This is a genomic window from Vibrio genomosp. F6, assembly GCF_005146325.1.
GTDB lineage: Bacteria > Pseudomonadota > Gammaproteobacteria > Enterobacterales > Vibrionaceae > Vibrio > Vibrio cortegadensis.
Genome location: NZ_SYUT01000012.1, coordinates 159,247 through 176,173 on the forward strand (window position 1 = coordinate 159,247; position 16,927 = coordinate 176,173).

A 16,927-nucleotide genomic window follows, 5' to 3' on the forward strand; every position below is an offset into this window, starting at 1 on the left:
CTCGGCTAAAATATCAATACCTTATCGCTTCACTTTTCATCGCCCTCCACTCGAACATGAGATCAAAAAAACGCTAACCATTTGTTTTAAATAATCAAAAACAATAAGAACCCTTCAACACTGGCTTCTTAATTTTAGCTGGAAAATATTATTCATGTGATCGGTATAAAATTACATTCCACTCATTGAGTAACACGGTCATGAGTTTTAATAATAAAGGTGTATGCGGCAATACTGAGTTCAGAAAGTAGCTGGGAAGTTAAGAGGAGGAGTTTCATATAGTGCTGTAACTGTAGGTGATATAACGGAAAAAAGTTTTCTTTGCCCCATAAAAAACGCCCCAGTCAAATACTGACTGGGGCGGCTGAATCAGCCTAATCCAATAACGTGAAACAAAAGGTCTGAAAGATAGAACATCTTACCTCTGTACCCTACAAGAGATAATGTACAACAATTGGTCAGAAATGAAAACTTTTTTTGTAATTTATTTTCACCAAAATATTACTAAAAAACAGACAATCCCAATGTTTCAATTCTTTTTTTTAATCAAAAAAAAGCCAGCGTTTGTGCGCTGGCTCATGATTTATGACTCAATATGGTTAAAAAGCAACTAGTGTGCTTGGTCCCAGTTGTCACCATGACCAGATTCAGCCACTAACGGAACATCCAGATTAGCCGCCGCCTCCATCAATTGTTGTACTTTACTTTCAATTTCGCCTAAAGCAGACTCTTGAACTTCAAATACCAGTTCATCGTGTACTTGCATCAACAACTTCACTCGACCATCGCCTTCCGCTTGGATCCATTCGTCTACCAATAACATCGCTTTCTTAATGATGTCTGCCGCTGTTCCTTGCATTGGGGCATTAATCGCTGCACGCTCTGCTGCTTTACGACGCATTCCATTACGTGATTTGATTTCTGGTAAATGCAACTGGCGGCCAAATAAGGTTTCAACAAAACCCTGTTCAGATGCTTTTGAGCGCGTATCTTCCATGTATTGCATCACGCTTGGGTAACGTTCGAAATACATGTCCATGTAGTGTTGAGCTTCGCCTCTTGGAATACCAAGCTGTTTTGCTAAACCAAATGCACTCATTCCGTAGATAAGACCGAAGTTCACCGCCTTTGCTCGACGACGTTGCTCTGTCGTCACTTCATCGATGCTAACACCGATAATTTCAGCCGCGGTTGCAGCATGAATATCTTTGCCCTGTTGGAACGCTTCTAATAAAGCCTTATCCCCTGATAAGTGCGCCATAATACGCAGCTCAATTTGAGAGTAATCGACCGCTAAGATTTTCCAACCGTGAGGTGCAACAAATGCCTGACGAATTCGACGACCTTCTTCATTACGAATAGGAATATTCTGTAAGTTTGGATCGGTTGAAGATAAACGACCTGTCGCCGTTACGGCTTGGTGATACGAGGTATGCACGCGCCCAGTTTCGCCGTTGATCATCTTCGGAAGTTTATCGGTATACGTTGATTTCAGCTTAGCTAGACCACGATATTCTAGGATAAGCTTTGGCAATGGGTAATCTAACGCAAGCTCTTGTAATACTTCTTCGTTAGTCGATGGTGCGCCAGATGGTGTTTTCTTCACGACTGGCAGTCCCATTTTTTCAAATAGGATCGCTTGAAGCTGTTTTGGAGAGCTTAGGTTGAACTCTTGTTCCGCAACTTCATACGCTTTTTGTTCGAGTTCATCTAAACGAGCCGCGATCTCTTGCGATTGAGCCCCTAACAACATGTCATCAATGAAAACGCCCGTACGTTCAATGCGTGACATCACTGGCACTAATGGCATTTCGATATCTTCATAAACGGATTTCAGCTTTTCATCCGCTTCAATGTGTTTCATCAAACGATTGTGCAAACGTAGAGTCACATCCGCATCTTCTGCTGCATATGGTGACGCTTGCTCAAGATCGATCTGATTAAATGTCAGCTGCTTTTTGCCTTTACCTGCGATCTGCTCAAATGAAATACAGCTATGTTGCAAGAATCGAAGCGCTAAGCTATCCATATCATGCTTGCCACCGACACTGTTATACACGTAAGACGCTAACATGGTGTCGTGTTTGATGCCTTTCATATCGATACCGTAACGCGCAAGAACACTGGCATCATATTTCAGATTCTGCCCAACCTTCGCTTGTGCATCATCTTCTAAAATAGGTTTTAACTGTGCTAATACCCAATCACGATCTAGTTGCTGTGGCGCATCAAGATAATCATGAGCCACCGGAACATAAGCGGCTACACCTTCTTCTGTCGCAAATGATAGGCCGACTAGATTCGCTACCATGTAGTCTAGGCTGTCTGTTTCAGTATCAAACGCAAACAGCTCAGACGCTTGCAATTTTTCTAACCACAATTTGAAGGTTTCTTCATCAAGAATGGTTTCGTACTGACTGCGGTCAATAGTCACCGCTGAATTGTCGATTACTGATGCAGAACTTGAAGCGCTTGTGCTACTGCGCATCGCACCGGACTTTTCATCCGCCTCAACAACGCCTGTGCCACCTTCAAGTAATTCATTCAGCCAAGACTTAAAGACCATTTGGCCGTAAAGCTTAATGAGCTCATCGGTATTTGGTTCAGCCTTAACTAAAGATTCTGGTGTCTCTTCTAGTTCAACATCTAATTTGATCGTCGCAAGCTCGTAAGACATCAAAGCATTATCTTTATTGTCGACTAACTTCTTCGCCATGGTTTTAGAACCACGGAAACCTAGGGCTGCGATGTCATCAAGATTTTCATACAGCTTTTCAATACTACCAATACCTTGCAGTAGAGCGGTTGCCGTTTTATCACCAACCCCAGGAACGCCTGGAATGTTATCGACTTTATCGCCCATTAAGGCTAAGTAATCGATGATTAACTCAGGGGGAATTCCGAATTTTTCGATCACCCCTTCACGATCCATGACCACGTTTGTCATCGTATTGATAAGCGTAACGTTCTCATCTACAAGCTGCGCCATATCTTTATCGCCAGTGCTGATCAGAACAGGCATACCCGCTTTAGAAGCTTGTGACGCTAATGTACCAATCACGTCATCGGCTTCAACTCCAGAAATCGAAATTAATGGCAAGCCCATTGCTCGAATCACATTGTGCAGCGGCTCGATCTGACAACGTAGGTCATCTGGCATTGGTGGACGATTGGCTTTGTACTCTGGGTACATGTCGTCACGAAAGGTTTTCCCTTTGGCATCAAAGATGACGGCAATCCTATCCGAAGCAAACTGCCTCATCATACTGCGAAGCATATTCACAACACCGTAAATGGCATTGGTCGGAATATCACCATTACTCATGGTGCCAGGATAAGCATGAAAAGCACGGTAAAGGTACGAAGATCCATCAATGAGAATTAATGGGTTATCAGGAATGCGAGCCATAGTATTTTGTATCCAAAGAAATACGAAAAATGATCTGCTTAGGATGCCACGACTCACGATCTGAATCTATGCCAACCATTCGCTTTTACTCGCATAGATCAAGCGAAAATCGTTGTTCACAAGACACTCAAACTGTGGATAACTCTGTTTATATATTTTATCCACTGGTTATACAAGGTAATTAATTTGCACCAAACCTCAACTTAAGTCCATGAAATAAGTAAACTTATATATAGATCGAACAGATTTAAATCGATCCTTTCACGATCCCTCATTGTGGAAAAGAATGTTCCCCATCCATTATTCCACTCCACCTGACACCTCTAAGCGACAGGCATAAAAAAAGCGACACCCGAAGATGTCGCCTAGCATAAAAGTGGAAAGCCAAATCATTTGTTGTTATTCAGCCTTACCAAAAGCTATAAATTACACTGGAAGCAATGTGAGCAATGTCGTGTCAAAAAAGAACTTAGTGCAAGTTCGTTAAGAATTCTTGGTTAAAGCTAAATTGGAAGCTTTTCAACATCCTTGTGAACCGTTTCTTTATTCCTTAAGACGCAGTTAATAATAATGATTCTCATTTAATAGTCAACCATTAAATGAGAAAAAATATCATTTAGATCTTAACGTGTTAATTGCTTAACAAAATGGATGCTCGAAGCGGATAATGGCTCCTTTTTTTCGAAATGCTCAATGGCGTAGCCGTTTCTCAACAGTAAACGCAGCATCGCTGGAAACTGATTACGAGATTTTACTTTCAGATACTGATACTGCTGGCTTTCGACCCAACGCTCTTGCTCATTCAATAACGCTTGGGCTACTCCTTTATTTCTCGCAATCGGAGAAACGCCACCAAACCAACTATAGAAAGTATCATCATCAAGCTGGTAGCCAATTTTAAATCCAAGCAACGTGCCCTCTTCTTCGGCAACAAGGATTAGCTGCTTTTTACCTTGCAAACGAAGTTGTAAAGATTCGATGGTCTCTCCTCGAACAAATTCATCAATAGATTCAACCACCGCGATGACTTCTTGCAGGTCACCCACTCTCACATCAACCGACATAAACTATCCCTCCAATAAAAAAAGGGCTGGCACAAGACCAACCCTATTCACTACTGCATTTCGTTTACCCTACTTTTCAGTATTTAGGTGCTCAGCGGCTTGTGCATTTTCTTGCGCCAACCATTCCGCTACGTCTTTCGCGAAGTACGTTAAGATGCCATCAGCACCCGCACGTTTAAAGCAAAGTAGTGACTCTAAAACCGTCTCTTGCTCTTTTAACCAGCCATTTTGGATTGCCGCTTTATGCATCGCGTATTCACCAGAAACTTGGTAAGCAAACGTTGGAACTTGAAGCTCTGACTTCACTCGACGAACAATATCTAAATACGGCATGCCCGGTTTCACCATGACCATATCCGCACCTTCATTGATATCCATCGCCACTTCATGAATCGCTTCATCACTATTCGCTGGATCCATCTGGTAGTTTTTCTTATTACCACCCTTCAAATTAGATGATGAACCGACGGCATCACGGAACGGGCCATAGTAACAAGAGGCGTATTTTGCTGAGTAAGCCATAATCTGAGTATGAATATGCCCAGCTTCTTCTAATGCTTCACGAATTTTACCAATACGGCCATCCATCATATCCGATGGAGCAACAACATCTGCGCCAGCTTCAGCATGAGACAGTGCCTGTTTGATCAAGACTTCTGTCGTTTCATCGTTTTGTACGTAGCCATCTTCATCAATAATGCCGTCTTGGCCATGAGTGGTGAATGGGTCTAATGCTACATCAGTAATCACGCCCATTTGCGGCACGTGTTCTTTCAATGCGCGAACCGCTCGTTGCACTAAGCCTTCTGGGCTGTATGCTTCAATAGCACATAAGCTTTTTGCATCTTGATTCACTACCGGGAATAAAGCGATCGCAGGCACGCCCAGTTTGGCTAGGTACTCTGCCTCTTCGAGCATCAGATCGATAGAAAGACGCTCAACACCAGGCATCGACTCAACCGATTCACGACGATCTTTACCCATAAGAATAAACATCGGATAAATAAGATCGCTAACTGTAAGTTGATTTTCGGCCATAAGACGGCGACTAAAATCATGTTTACGCATGCGGCGCATACGTCGCCCTGGGAATTGACCTTGAATTGAAACAGACACTCGATTCTCCTTGTCTGGATTAGTAGCTTAATCAGAGAATATCACTCTCGATCTCAGACGCTAGTGCTATTATTTAAAACCTGTAAAAAATGACGAAAAATGACCTTCTTCTCACACTGCTTTATACTCTCCCTACTAACGAAACCGACTGAGACCAAACATGATTGACTCACACGCCCACATTTACGCCACTGAATTTGATAATGATCGTGATGAGGTTGTGCAGCGCGCACTTGCTCAGGGTATCGACACCATCTTACTGCCCAATATCGATTTGGACTCTATCGAACCCATGCTAAAAACTGAAGCGACTTACCCTGATGTATGTCGCTCTATGATGGGGCTGCACCCTTGTTATGTAGATGGCGATGTAAAACAGACTCTTGCAACGATCCACTCTTGGTTTGAAAAGCATAATTTCATTGCAGTTGGCGAGATAGGCATTGATCTCTATTGGGATAAGACCTTTAAAGCTGAACAGGAGATGGCTTTCATTACTCAATTAAATTGGGCAAAAGAGATGGATCTTCCTGTGGTGATCCATACTCGTGATTCGATTGAAGAGACGTTAACCCTACTGCGTAAAGAACAAAATGGCTCTTTGAGAGGAGTATTTCACTGCTTTGGTGGGACAGTTGAAGAAGCGAAAGCCATCAATGATCTCGGTTTTCATTTAGGTTTAGGCGGCGTATCAACCTTTAAGAATGGAGGCATGGATAAAGTGATCCCACATCTAGATCTCAGTAAGGTGATCCTTGAAACCGACTGCCCATACCTTGCGCCTGTTCCGCATCGTGGTAAACGAAATGAGCCTGCGTACACAAAATTGGTTGCTGACCGGATAGCTCAACTGAGGCTTCTATCAGTTAGTAAAATTAACGAAATTACAACCAAAAATGTTAAATCATTGTTTTTATTGTGATTATTATCACTAATAATTTTATAAATATATCCAAAAATGAGATCCATGCCGCAATTTAATATGGTATTTAGCATATTGGAGCGTTAAGATACCTTTCCACAAAATAATCATAAAAAGTGAGCGGTATATGTGTGATCACACTCTTCACTTACAACGTCGACATAGAAACTTTTGGCATAAAATCATAGGTATCAAAGAAGTCTATATCTGTAAGAACTGCGGCCATATGGTCAAAGTTAAGTAGTTATGACTACAATAAAAAAACGACTCTATATGAGTCGTTTTTTTATTTAATCTTCAACCTGCTCTTCATCAGGATCTTTGCGCACGTAGAATCTCGCAAAGAACAAACCCACTTCGAACAGAATACACATAGGTATCGCTAACAGGGTTTGAGAAACCATATCTGGAGGCGTTAACATCATCCCGATAACAAAAGCGGCAACGACTATGTAAGGACGCTTTTCACTTAATGCTTTTGGATTCGTCGCCCCAGTCCAACATAATAAAATGATGGCAACAGGTACTTCAAACGCAATACCAAACGCAAGGAACAGAGCTAGAACAAAATCGAGATAGCTTGAAATATCGGTCGCGAACTCCACCCCACCGAGTGAAATGGCCGTAAAGAAGCCAAATACCAACGGGAACACCACAAAATAAGCAAAAGCCACACCGCAGTAAAACAGCAGTGAACTAGAGAACATTAATGGCATGATCAAACGACGTTCGTGCTTATACAAACCAGGGGCGACAAAGGCCCATACCTGATACAAAATAAAAGGCACGGCAATGAACACCGACGTCATTAAGGTTAACTTCAATGGCGTGAAAAATGGCGATGCAACATCCGTGGCAATCATCGTTGCCCCTTCAGGCAGGCGATCCACTAATGGTGCAGAGACAAATTCATAGATCTCATTGGAAAAATAAATCAGCCCAAGAAAAACAACAATCACCGCAATGATTGCGCGTAATAAACGATTACGCAGTTCTAACAAGTGGCTAATTAAAGGTTGTGTCTGCTCAGCAGAAGACATATCAAACCTCTTATATAGGGCGATCGAAAAGGAGCCGCAACGGTAGCAGCTCCAATTGGGTGAGACTATTCGGCTTTTTTATCTGACGAGCTTGGCTGCGCTTCACTATTTGTTTGCGCTTCACTATTGGTTGGAACAGACTCATTCCCCTGAGCAGTATTGTCTACCGCATCACCATCAGTGTTTTGCTTTGCATAAGGTCGAGTCACTTCTTGCGCTGCTTTCTTAAGTTCATCAACTGAAGCTTTCAGCTCTGGCGCAAGGTCTTCCATTCCCATTTGCTCAGCTTTACGCAAGTTATCTTGCAGTTCTTGAACCTTGAGCTCATGAGATAACTCATCTTTTACACTGTTCGCCATACTTTTCGCAGAACCAATAAATTTGGATACACTACGAATCGCGACAGGTAAACGCTCAGGACCAAGCACAACTAACCCCACGACAGATATCAATACCAGTTCCCAAAAACCGATATCAAACACGTATTATGCCTGCTCTTTGTCTTTTTCTTTCTTGATTTCAGCAGTGGTGTCCGTCTTCTGCCCTTCAAGATTCTTTGGTTCAAAGTCCGCATCTTTCTTTAACGCTGCAGGATCTTCATCACTCATGGCTTTTTTAAAGCCCTTTACAGCTGAACCTAAATCACCACCCATGCCGCGTAGCTTTTTAGTTCCGAATAGTAATACAACGATTACTGCGATGATTAGGAGTTGCCAAATACTGATACCGCCCATTATTTTTACCTCGGGTCTTTTCTACACAAAAAATTATATTTTCACGAGTCTACCGCTTAACGACGGTAAGCTCGCCAACTAAGCAGCCAAAATGTGACACCTGCTATGCCACAGCCCAATGTTAGCTGCTGATACGGGCTAGAGATTAAGATCGCAGAGCATACGACTAAAGTGGCTCCAACACCAAACAAAAACTTACCTGTTCCTTGTTGTCGCTTGCTATCTCGATAACCTTGATAAAGCTGATCCATTCTTTGATTCATGGATTTTCCTTGTCGTAAGCTATCATAAAGCAACTCTGGTAATTCTGGCAGCTTCTCTATCCAAAACGGTGCTCTATCTTTTACTGCATTCAGTAAAGCTTGTGGCCCGACTTGGTTCGCCATCCATTTTTCAAGAAACGGTTTTGCTGTCTCCCATAAGTCTAGCTGAGGATAAAGCTGACGCCCTAAACCTTCAACGTACAATAGTGTCTTTTGCAGTAACACCAATTGAGGTTGAACTTCCATATTAAAGCGACGAGCGGTATTGAATAGGTTCAATAGCACGTGGCCAAATGAAATTTCACATAAAGGTTTGGCAAAAATCGGTTCACATACAATCCGGATTGCAAATTCAAACTCATCAATATTGGTATCAGCCGGCACCCAACCAGAGTCCACATGCAGCTCGGCAACTCGGCGATAATCACGATTAAAAAAGGCTAAGAAATTCTCTGCCAAATAACGCTTATCTTCGCTATTGAGAGTGCCAACAATGCCGCAATCTAAACCAATCCATTGTGGATTTTCTGGATGCTCTGGGTTAACAAATACATTTCCCGGATGCATATCTGCATGGAAAAAACTGTCACGAAACACTTGAGTAAAGAAGACACTCACGCCACGTTCAGCCAACAATTTCATGTTGGTACCATTGGCTTCTAATGAGGCTATATCAGAGACTTGAATGCCATAAATTCGCTCAGAGACCATCAAGTGTTCACTGCTTAAATCAGAGATCACTTCAGGTACGTAAAGCTCTTCACTGCCTTCAAAGTTGCGTCTTAATTGAATGGCATTCGCCGCTTCTCGACGCAGATCCAATTCATCAATTAAGGTTTTTTCATACTCACGAACCACTTCTACGGGCTTTAATCGTCTCGCTTCTGGCAAGGCTTTTGCGACGATTCTAGCCATGCGATACATCAGCTTAATATCGGCATCAATCACAGGACGAATATCAGGACGAATCACTTTAAGTACAATATCTCGACCTGATTCTTTTAGCTTCGCGGTATGTACTTGAGCAATCGACGCTGAAGCGAGTGGCTCGATATCGAAATCCGTAAACCAGTTATCTAAGCTACCGCCTAAAGACGCTTCCATCTGATCTTTAGCTAATTGGCCATCAAAAGGAGAGACTTGGTCTTGAAGGAGGGCTAATTGATCTGCCAAATGAGGAGGGAACAGATCTCGCCTCGTCGACATCATCTGTCCGAACTTAATCCAGACCGGACCGAGTTCTTGTAAGGCGAGACGTAACCTTTCGCCCATGGTCTTATCTTGATGCTTACGCTTAATCCAGAACAGTGACTTACGCATCATCAATGGTGCTTTCGTCAACTGGTGCTCTGGGAGTAACTCATCTAAACCATATTCAAGTTGTACTTTGACAATATGGTACAGACGGCGCAATTCTGTTGGGGTCATACTTTCTCCAACAAGGCGTTAAGTTTCGATTCTAATCGAGAAACCGAACTCTTAAGTTCATCCACTTGATCGCAAAAATAGGCAATTTCTAACGGTGCCGGAGCAATTTTCCACTCTTCCGTTAAGACTTGTGCGAAATTCGATTGTTGTTTTTCTGCTTGTTGATACAAAAAACTTCCCACATTTTTCGCGCCTTGAACGACAGTATGTGCGACCACATCTCCCGTCACACGAGACAACCACTCTTCGAGATCAGGTTTGCAATCGGTCATGAGTTGAGCAAACTTCTGAGCCAATTGAATATCACCTTCTAAGATCAGCTTATCTTGTTTAATCAGCTTGGTGATGTTGGCCTGCTCACGCAACTCCGGAAGTACGGACAAATTCAAACTAAGGTAACAGTCTGGTTTGGCTTCATAATCGGCCAACACGTCTATTTGTTGGCTAAAAACGAACGTTAAACTCTTATTGAGTTCTTTCAGATGAACCTGAATCACTTGCCCTTTTAAGCGCGATAAACGACGCACCAAGTTAGGGTCGTCATTTACAAGGGTATTAAGCGAAGTTTCAATCACTGCAGTGACAAGCGGATCAAATGGCATGACTATCCTTAAAATATAAGTCTTAACTACACAGGATTAAAATTTATAACCACGGTGTAGCGCAACAATGCCACCCGTTAGGTTGTAGTAGCTCGCATTTTCAAAACCTGCGTTTTCCATCATCCCTTTCAGCGTCTCTTGATTTGGATGCATGCGAATAGACTCCGCTAAATAACGGTAGCTATCAGCATCGTTCGCAATCAACTCACCCATTTTAGGTAATAGGTGGAATGAGTAAGCGTCATAAATCTTAGAAAGGGGCTCAAGAACTGGTTTTGAAAACTCAAGTACCAGCAAGCGACCACCGGGCTTTAACACTCGGAACATAGATTGCAGTGCTTTGTCTTTGTCTGTCACATTACGTAAACAGAAACTGATGGTAATGCAATCAAAGTAGTTATCAGGGAAAGGTAGCTCTTCCGCATTCGCTTGTACGTAATGAACGTTACCCACAATGCCGTTATCGCGCAGTTTGTCACGACCAACGTTCAGCATTGAGTTGTTGATATCAGCAAGAATTACGTGGCCTTTTTCACCGACAATGCGTGAAAACTTAGCAGTTAAATCACCTGTGCCGCCGCCTAAATCTAGAATGCGCTGGCCAGGGCGAACACCACTACAATCAATGGTGAAACGCTTCCATAAACGGTGAACACCACCCGACATAAGATCGTTCATGATGTCGTATTTTGCGGCTACAGAGTGAAAGACCTCTGCTACTTTCGCGACTTTTTCTTCTTTCGCGACCGTTTCAAAACCAAAGTGAGTGGTTTCTTGTGTTTCTAAAGCTGAATTTGATTGCACACTCGTATCCGTCATGTTGTTGTCTGCCATGATAAGTTCTCTTCAGCAGTGCGTCATTTCAACAAGGGCACTGCGGGCGATTAGTGTACTTTATCCTCTGCTTAATACCAATTCCAATAATGCATCAAGCACAAGAAGGGTGACGCCAGTTATGATTCATTTGTCTCAAGAAGTGCATCGGTTTGTGCTAATTCAGTTAAGCTCGGGGAGATTGGCCTTTTGACTTCGACTCCCAGTTGCTTAAAGCTTTCCGCCTGACGAATGGCATTACCTCGCCCTGTCGCTAATTTATTCATCGCCCCTTGATAGCTTTGATTCGCTTTATCCAACGCGCCCCCTAATCCTTCCATATCATCGACAAAAAGACGTAATTTGTCGTACAACCTGCTTGCTCTGTCTGCGATAACCTGTGCATTTTGGTTCTGTCTGTCATTACGCCACAAATTGTCAATCGTTCGGAGTGCCACCAGCAGAGTGGTTGGGCTAACTAAGATAATGTTCTGCTCCATGGCGTCTTTCACCAAGCTAGGATCCGCTTGAATGGCGACTTGGAATGCAGGTTCAACCGGAATGAACATCAACACATAATCCAAGCTTTGAATGCCTTTTAATTGATGATAATCCTTCTGACTTAAGCCTTTGATATGCGCACGCAAGGCGACCAAGTGATCACTCAATGCTTGATCACGCTGAGTATCATTTTCCGCATTGAAGTAACGCTCAAAAGCGACTAATGCCATTTTTGAATCCACCACCACCTGCTTTTCTTGTGGAAGATGAACGATCACATCAGGCTGATAACGTTTTCCTGCTTCGTTTTGCAAGTTCACTTGTGTGTGGTATTCATGACCTTCTCGCAAACCAGACTCCGCAAGCACACGCGCAAGCACCACTTCTCCCCAGTTACCTTGCTGCTTGTTATCCCCTTTTAGCGCTTGAGTAAGGTTCACGGCTTCACGCGTCATGCTCTCATTCAAACGTTGTAGATTTTTTAGCTCATGCACTAAGGTATGGCGCTCTTTGGCTTCTTGACCAAAGCTGTCGTTAACTTGTTTTTTGAAGCCTTCTAACTGATCTTTCAACGGCGACAGCAGCCCCTCTAAGCTTTGCTTATTCTGCTGATCAACTTTGGCAGTCTTCGCATCGAACATCTGGCTGGCTAAGTGTTCAAACTCGGTCTTTAAACGAGCTTCTGCATTTTCTAGCAGCTGAAGTTTTTCACGATTCGATACATTTTCTTGTGCATGTCGAGCGTCTTGCTCTCGCAGTTGAGCTTCAAGCTGAGATTTAAGTTCCTTCACTTGGTTCAATTCATCCGCATACTGCTGGCGCTCTTGCTTGACGGCCTCAAAATAACGCAGCTTTTCAATGGCCGCCATCAACTTGCCGTGGGCTTGTTTTAATTCAAATGCGGATTTATCTCGCTCATTGTCCAACTCATCTAACTCGGCTTGCGCTTGGTTCAGTGCCTCTTGCAACGGCTGAACTTGAGACTGATATAGCTGCTTATCGGATTCAAGCTGCTGCATCAGTAATTGTATTTGAAATTGCGCTTTCTGCTTGGCCCACCAGCCGAATGTGCCACCACTGATGATCGCGCTTACAATGCCGCTAATAAGAAGAGATTGGTACTCAAGAATCCATTGCATGATAAAGATTTAGCCTATAAATGAGATGCTCATTAAATGGTATTTTGATACTGGATAAATGTCCAGTTTGTTGTGGTTTATTTAGTCTATAAACTAGCCACACTCTTCCTTTAACACCAACCACGAGAAATCATGAACGAACGTCGAGCCATTGGTTTCGGGCTTGCTGCGGTACTGCTTTGGTCAACCGTTGCAACTGCATTTAAGCTGACTTTGGCTGAATTTACGCCTATTCAAATGTTAACGGTGGCGAGCTTTGTCTCTGCGATTGCGCTCTCTATCATCTGCATCGCTCAGGGTAAATCGTCTCAAATTGCGAACACCTTCTTGGCTAACCCTTGGTACTACTTACTGCTTGGGCTCATTAACCCTTTGGCTTACTACCTAATCTTATTTAAAGCTTATGACTTATTGCCCGCCTCTCAAGCCCAACCTTTAAATTACAGTTGGGCGATCACCCTCACCCTCATGGCCGCCGTATTTTTAGGTCAGAAGATTCGTAAGCAAGATTGGGCCGCCTGTGTTTTTGGTTATGCTGGCGTTGTCGTGATTGCGACGAAAGGCGATATTTTAGGCTTAGAGTTTGATAGCCCACTAGGGGTTGGGTTGGCGCTACTCTCTACCTTGTTATGGGCGGGATATTGGATCTTAAATGCGAAGAATAAAGCCGATCCCGTTATTGGTGTGCTGCTCGGCTTTTTAGTCGCGCTACCGTTTGCTGTCGGCTTGAGTATTTATGAAGGTGCAACATGGAGTTTGATCAGCACTAAGGGTTGGTTATCTGTCACTTATGTCGGGCTATTTGAAATGGGCATCACCTTCGTTTTATGGCTAACGGCCTTAAAACTGACCGAAAACACCGCGCGTATCAGTAATCTCATATTCGCGTCACCGTTTATCTCCCTCATGCTATTGGCTTATATCATTGGTGAAGAGATCCACCCTTCGACGATGATTGGTTTATTGTTAATTGTGACGGGCTTGGTCATACAACAACTGAAGTTCAAATCAATAGCTGAAAAAGATAAGTAACGCACCACCACATACCTTGCGCACCGATCATAAAAACCGACATCAACAGAGATATTGATGTCGGTTTTTTTCATTCAATCAAAGACAATAGAGCCGAGCCTATTACACAGCTGAAATGCGCCTAACTCACGCGCTTAATGAAGGCAAGGAGCTACAACTAGCTAAAGAGCTCAAATGCTAACTCGCTGCCCTTCCCTCTCACTTCATCAATGACGGCTACGGTCGCAGGAGCGATAGATAACGCTTTCGCTGCTGGATGGGTTGTCAAAAAATGGACTTTATTTTTTTCACTTGGCAAGGAATCCCAACGCTTATGAATATCTCGTGCTAAGTACAATAAGCAGGCTAATTTTTTAGAGACTTCCGCTTTTCCGGGCTGGTTAACATTGGCAATGGCATCCGCCATTTCTGGAGGAAATTTCCATGCATTCGCCAGTTTGGCACCTAATTCGGGGGCATCGGTAGAGAGGACATCACGCTGAACTTGTAAGGGATTTTCACCTTCATCAACGCGCTTCGTGATTTCAACCGCTTGCTCTGGCACCAGTGAGTGGATCATTAATTCACCGATATTGTGTAGCACTCCCGTTGTGAAGGCCTCATTGGGATCCAACCCAACCTTGGGGGCGAGTTTGCTGGCAATCATCGAAATTTCAAACGTATTCGACCAATAATCTTTTACATTTAAGGTCTCTATTTTTGGAAAAGCACTGGATAAAATGGATGATGAGACCAACGTCCGAACGGCCCCACTGCCCACTCTAATAATGGCATCATTGATGGTTGCAACGGATTTACTACCACCAAAATGAGCGGAATTTGCCATGCGTAGCAAGCGAGCGCTGAGCACTTGCTCCATCGACATTTTCTTAGACAGCTCACCAAAATCTACGTTCTCTTGATTCACCATCTCCAAAAGTTCTTGCAGCACGCTTTCAATACGAGGCAGTTCGTTAATGCGGCTAATTAAAGCGTCTTGTCTCATAAAGCTCACTCCTTTGGCTCATTATCACCCTTTAATATAGGATAGATTTGGCGATTAGGAGGGAGCTTATTGTGTTTAAAGTTAATTATATATGTTTGATCAAATTCAATCGAATCTGCTCAACTAGCTACTTATACACTTACGCCCACTGACCTGCGACAAAACCGCTCGACCAGCACCATTGGAAGTTGTACCCTCCAAGCCAACCTGTTACGTCCATCACTTCGCCGATGAAGAACAAGCCTTTATGATTTTTACATTCCATTGTCTTCGATGATAAATAGTCAGTATCCACGCCACCGAGTGTCACTTCAGCCGTTCTATACCCTTCCGTTCCATTCGGAGCAATCTGCCAATTTTCTAGGTGATCGGTAATCGCTTGCAACTCTTTGGCATTAAACTGCTTAAGAGGCTTATCCGTTAGCTCTTTACGCTCAATCAATACTTCTACAAGACGCTTTGGTAACGCTCGCGCTAAGGTATTTTTCAGGCTTTGATTAGGGTGCTTCTCACGAGCATTGGCTAGCAGTTCACTGACATCAGATTCTGGTACAAGGTTAATCGTCACCTTTTGGCCTGCGCGCCAGAACGATGAAATTTGTAACACGGCCGGGCCAGATAAACCACGGTGAGTAAACAGAAGCGCTTCTTTAAATAACGTACCATCTTCTGCGGTGATCTCTGCTGGAATTGCAATTCCAGACAGCTCAGCAAAATCTTCTTTATCTTGCTTGTGCAAAGTAAAAGGAACTAAACCTGCGGTGGTTGGAATGATAGGTAAACCAAACTGTTCAGCAATTTTATAACCGAACGGCGTTGCGCCTAGCTTCGGCATCGATAGGCCACCAGTCGCTACCACAAGAGACTCACACTCAATGGTTTCATCATTAACTTGCAGCAGGTAACCGCTCTCTTTTTTCTCAATCATATGCACATCACAACGGTAACGCTGCTCAACGTTCGGAAGTTTGCACTCTTCGAGCAGCATGGTGACGATCTCTTTTGCTGAGTCTAAGCAGAATAATTGCCCATGATCTCGTTCTTCAAACTCAATGCCGTGCTTGCAGATCATCGAAATAAAATCCCAGTGAGAATACTGAGACAGTGCCGATTTAACAAAGTGTCGGTTCTGGCATAAGTAATGATGAGCAGTAACGTCATAGTTGGTGAAATTACAACGACCGCCGCCCGAGATCAGTATTTTACGTCCCGGTTTTTTGGCATTATCGACCACAAGAACACGTCGACCACGTTTCCCTGCTTCTGCGGCACACATTAAACCCGCCGCTCCAGCACCAATAATCACGACATCAAATTTTTCGCTCATTTCACTTACACCATTTTCATATTTCACAATATGAATTTTCACCAATAAAAAAGGATGTGCTGAGTGCACATCCTTGCTGAATTCGTCGCTAGTTTAACCAGTTCAGGCTCTCACCTCAAGGCGCAGAGTCGATCTCACGATTTAACGTGATATTGATAATAGTCATCGCCCGCTTACGCTCAAGGCAAACAGAGGAAAGCCACTGTTTCTCGTCTACTTTACACCATAAATGCGGCGAGCAGTGTCACACCCAATAACGACATGGATAAAATAAACAGTGAACGAACACGGTCGCACTTACCTGTAAAAACAGGATCGTGATGATGGTGATACTCTTTACTTTTCAGGTAATGAAATAGACGAACTTGCTTGGTGACATTGCCGTGAGTGGTAAAGAAACCACCGCCGTCAACTTGCTGATAAAGTAATGGGTGAGCTTCACGCATAATATAAATCAATGCTCGTAAAGCGGTTAAATAGCGCGCACCATTCACCATGGTTACAACCATAAGTGCGAATAGGATGGTATCTCCATTGATCATCTTTTCCTCC

General features: G+C 43.3%; 14 protein-coding genes and 1 pseudogene. 2 read left to right on the forward strand and 13 right to left on the reverse strand.

Translation table 11 applies throughout. The annotated features are described in order from the left end of the window. Positions 1–610: 610 nt before the first annotated feature. The 3 genes from polA to hemB form a co-directional block, all read right to left on the reverse strand. Positions 611–3,409, reverse strand: coding sequence for a DNA polymerase I (gene polA, locus FCV43_RS03870; RefSeq protein ID WP_136994080.1), 2,799 nt, complete (start codon positions 3,407–3,409; stop codon positions 611–613). Positions 3,410–4,032: 623 nt separating this feature from the next. Further along, positions 4,033–4,473 carry a GNAT family N-acetyltransferase gene (locus FCV43_RS03875; RefSeq protein ID WP_017052117.1) on the reverse strand — a complete coding sequence of 147 codons (441 nt, stop codon included), beginning with the start codon at positions 4,471–4,473 and terminating at the stop codon, positions 4,033–4,035. A gap of 69 nt (positions 4,474–4,542) precedes the next feature. Then, a complete protein-coding gene (hemB, locus tag FCV43_RS03880; RefSeq protein ID WP_113796156.1) occupies positions 4,543–5,589 on the reverse strand; it encodes a porphobilinogen synthase in 1,047 nt (348 codons plus the stop codon). A 160-nt stretch (positions 5,590–5,749) separates the two neighbouring features. Here hemB and FCV43_RS03885 point away from each other — a divergent pair, with 160 nt between their 5' ends. Beyond that, positions 5,750–6,511 (forward strand): TatD family hydrolase, encoded by a 762-nt coding sequence (locus FCV43_RS03885; RefSeq protein WP_136994081.1) that lies wholly within the window; start codon positions 5,750–5,752, stop codon positions 6,509–6,511. Positions 6,512–6,801: 290 nt separating this feature from the next. Here FCV43_RS03885 and tatC read toward each other — a convergent pair whose 3' ends face one another. The 7 genes and pseudogenes from tatC to rmuC form a co-directional block, all read right to left on the reverse strand. Further along, positions 6,802–7,551: a twin-arginine translocase subunit TatC gene (tatC, locus tag FCV43_RS03890; RefSeq protein ID WP_017052114.1), complete on the reverse strand. Its 750-nt coding sequence runs from the start codon at positions 7,549–7,551 to the stop codon at positions 6,802–6,804. Between the two features lie 181 nt (positions 7,552–7,732). Continuing rightward, positions 7,733–8,033, reverse strand: a pseudogene (tatB, locus tag FCV43_RS03895) (Sec-independent protein translocase protein TatB); the annotation flags it as partial. 3 nt (positions 8,034–8,036) lie between these two features. Further along, complete coding sequence (gene tatA, locus FCV43_RS03900; RefSeq protein ID WP_017052112.1) at positions 8,037–8,285, reverse strand: Sec-independent protein translocase subunit TatA; 249 nt, start codon at positions 8,283–8,285, stop codon at positions 8,037–8,039. A gap of 56 nt (positions 8,286–8,341) precedes the next feature. Further along, entirely contained in the window at positions 8,342–9,976 is a 1,635-nt protein-coding gene (gene ubiB / locus FCV43_RS03905) for a ubiquinone biosynthesis regulatory protein kinase UbiB (protein ID WP_113796150.1), read from the reverse strand. Further along, complete coding sequence (locus FCV43_RS03910) at positions 9,973–10,578, reverse strand: ubiquinone biosynthesis accessory factor UbiJ (RefSeq protein WP_017052110.1); 606 nt, start codon at positions 10,576–10,578, stop codon at positions 9,973–9,975. Before FCV43_RS03910 ends, ubiB begins: the two co-directional genes overlap by 4 nt. A 36-nt stretch (positions 10,579–10,614) precedes the next feature. Further along, the gene (gene ubiE / locus FCV43_RS03915; protein WP_029203315.1) at positions 10,615–11,397 is read right to left on the reverse strand and encodes a bifunctional demethylmenaquinone methyltransferase/2-methoxy-6-polyprenyl-1,4-benzoquinol methylase UbiE; all 783 of its coding nucleotides are present in this window, start codon (positions 11,395–11,397) and stop codon (positions 10,615–10,617) included. A gap of 134 nt (positions 11,398–11,531) precedes the next feature. After that, positions 11,532–13,031, reverse strand: coding sequence for a DNA recombination protein RmuC (gene rmuC / locus FCV43_RS03920; RefSeq protein WP_136994082.1), 1,500 nt, complete (start codon positions 13,029–13,031; stop codon positions 11,532–11,534). A gap of 132 nt (positions 13,032–13,163) precedes the next feature. Here rmuC and FCV43_RS03925 point away from each other — a divergent pair, with 132 nt between their 5' ends. Further along, on the forward strand, positions 13,164–14,063 hold the full coding sequence (locus FCV43_RS03925; protein WP_136994083.1) for a DMT family transporter: 900 nt from the start codon (positions 13,164–13,166) through the stop codon (positions 14,061–14,063). A 157-nt stretch (positions 14,064–14,220) separates the two neighbouring features. On the opposite strand, the gene FCV43_RS03930 is transcribed toward FCV43_RS03925, so the two are convergent. From FCV43_RS03930 to uspB, 3 genes are all read right to left on the reverse strand, one after another. Next, positions 14,221–15,048, reverse strand: a complete 828-nt coding sequence (locus FCV43_RS03930; protein ID WP_113796144.1) for an HDOD domain-containing protein — start codon at positions 15,046–15,048, stop codon at positions 14,221–14,223. Between the two features lie 139 nt (positions 15,049–15,187). Then, a complete protein-coding gene (locus FCV43_RS03935; protein WP_136994084.1) occupies positions 15,188–16,375 on the reverse strand; it encodes an NAD(P)/FAD-dependent oxidoreductase in 1,188 nt (395 codons plus the stop codon). Positions 16,376–16,593: 218 nt separating this feature from the next. Next, entirely contained in the window at positions 16,594–16,917 is a 324-nt protein-coding gene (gene uspB / locus FCV43_RS03940) for a universal stress protein UspB (protein ID WP_017052104.1), read from the reverse strand. Positions 16,918–16,927: the final 10 nt, after the last annotated feature.

Bases quoted from the DNA above. Each gene is read 5' to 3' on its own strand.
- FCV43_RS03910 (WP_017052110.1), bottom strand. From the start codon at position 10,578: ATGCCATTTGATCCGCTTGTCACTGCAGTGATTGAAACTTCGCTTAAT.
- polA (WP_136994080.1), bottom strand. From the start codon at position 3,409: ATGGCTCGCATTCCTGATAACCCATTAATTCTCATTGATGGATCTTCG.
- FCV43_RS03885 (WP_136994081.1), top strand. From the start codon at position 5,750: ATGATTGACTCACACGCCCACATTTACGCCACTGAATTTGATAATGAT.
- uspB (WP_017052104.1), bottom strand. From the start codon at position 16,917: ATGATCAATGGAGATACCATCCTATTCGCACTTATGGTTGTAACCATG.
- FCV43_RS03935 (WP_136994084.1), bottom strand. From the start codon at position 16,375: ATGAGCGAAAAATTTGATGTCGTGATTATTGGTGCTGGAGCGGCGGGT.
- FCV43_RS03930 (WP_113796144.1), bottom strand. From the start codon at position 15,048: ATGAGACAAGACGCTTTAATTAGCCGCATTAACGAACTGCCTCGTATT.
- rmuC (WP_136994082.1), bottom strand. From the start codon at position 13,031: ATGCAATGGATTCTTGAGTACCAATCTCTTCTTATTAGCGGCATTGTA.
- tatA (WP_017052112.1), bottom strand. From the start codon at position 8,285: ATGGGCGGTATCAGTATTTGGCAACTCCTAATCATCGCAGTAATCGTT.
- ubiB (WP_113796150.1), bottom strand. From the start codon at position 9,976: ATGACCCCAACAGAATTGCGCCGTCTGTACCATATTGTCAAAGTACAA.
- ubiE (WP_029203315.1), bottom strand. From the start codon at position 11,397: ATGACGGATACGAGTGTGCAATCAAATTCAGCTTTAGAAACACAAGAA.
- FCV43_RS03925 (WP_136994083.1), top strand. From the start codon at position 13,164: ATGAACGAACGTCGAGCCATTGGTTTCGGGCTTGCTGCGGTACTGCTT.
- FCV43_RS03875 (WP_017052117.1), bottom strand. From the start codon at position 4,473: ATGTCGGTTGATGTGAGAGTGGGTGACCTGCAAGAAGTCATCGCGGTG.
- tatC (WP_017052114.1), bottom strand. From the start codon at position 7,551: ATGTCTTCTGCTGAGCAGACACAACCTTTAATTAGCCACTTGTTAGAA.